At 58.8% G+C, this 1,225-nt stretch carries 1 rRNA gene; it reads right to left on the minus strand.

From position 1 onward, the window contains the following. Positions 1-54: 54 nt before the first annotated feature. Positions 55-1,225, minus strand: a 23S ribosomal RNA gene (locus ACH01S_RS41720); the annotation flags it as partial.

The following is a 1,225-nucleotide window of genomic DNA, read 5'->3' on the forward strand; positions in this document are numbered from 1 at the left end:
GGGAACCACACAGGGACGCGAACAACTCACAGCGATTTGGATTGAACGTTATGTGTGTTCAAGCCACTCGGCCTATTAGTACCGGTCGACTCCACACCTTACGATGCTTCCATCCCCGGCCTATCAACCCGGTCGTCTCCCGGGGGCCTTACACCCCTTTGACGGGGTGGGAGAACTCATCTCGAGGAAGGCTTCCCGCTTAGATGCTTTCAGCGGTTATCCCTACCGGACGTAGCCAACCAGCCGTGCCCCTGGCGGGACAACTGGCACACCAGAGGTCCGTCCGTCCCGGTCCTCTCGTACTAGGGACAGACCCTCACAATTCTCCTACGCGCGCAGCGGATAGGGACCGAACTGTCTCGCGACGTTCTAAACCCAGCTCGCGTGCCGCTTTAATGGGCGAACAGCCCAACCCTTGGGACCTACTCCAGCCCCAGGATGCGACGAGCCGACATCGAGGTGCCAAACCATCCCGTCGATATGGACTCTTGGGGAAGATCAGCCTGTTATCCCCGGGGTACCTTTTAGCCGTTGAGCGACACCGCTTCCACACGCCGGTGCCGGATCACTAGGCCCTGCTTTCGCACCTGCTCGACACGTCCGTCTCACAGTCAAGCTCCCTTGTGCCCTTACACTCGCCACCTGATTGCCAACCAGGCTGAGGGAACCTTTGGGCGCCTCCGTTACCCTTTAGGAGGCAACCGCCCCAGTTAAACTACCCACCAGGCACTGTCCCCCACCCGGATCCACGGGTGCGGGTTAGACGCTCGAAACGACCAGAGTGGTATTTCACCAACGACTCCACCAGCACTGGCGTGCCGGCTTCACAGTCTCCCACCTATCCTACACAAGACGCTCCAAACGCCAATGCCAAGCTATAGTGAAGGTCCCGGGGTCTTTCCGTCCTGCTGCGCGAAACGAGCATCTTTACTCGTACTGCAATTTCACCGGGCCTGCGGTTGAGACAGCGGGGAAGTCGTTACGCCATTCGTGCAGGTCGGAACTTACCCGACAAGGAATTTCGCTACCTTAGGATGGTTATAGTTACCACCGCCGTTTACCGGCGCTTAGATTCTCAGCGTCCACCCCAAAGGGTGTAACCGGTCCTCTTAACGTTCCGGCACCGGGCAGGCGTCAGTCCGTATACCGCGTCTTACGACTTCGCACGGACCTGTGTTTTTAGTAAACAGTCGCTTCCCCCTGGCCTCTGCGACCACCCCCAGCT

Origin of the sequence: Actinomadura chibensis NBRC 106107, assembly GCF_001552135.1 — a bacterium.
GTDB classification, from domain to species: Bacteria; Actinomycetota; Actinomycetes; order Streptosporangiales; family Streptosporangiaceae; genus Spirillospora; species Spirillospora chibensis.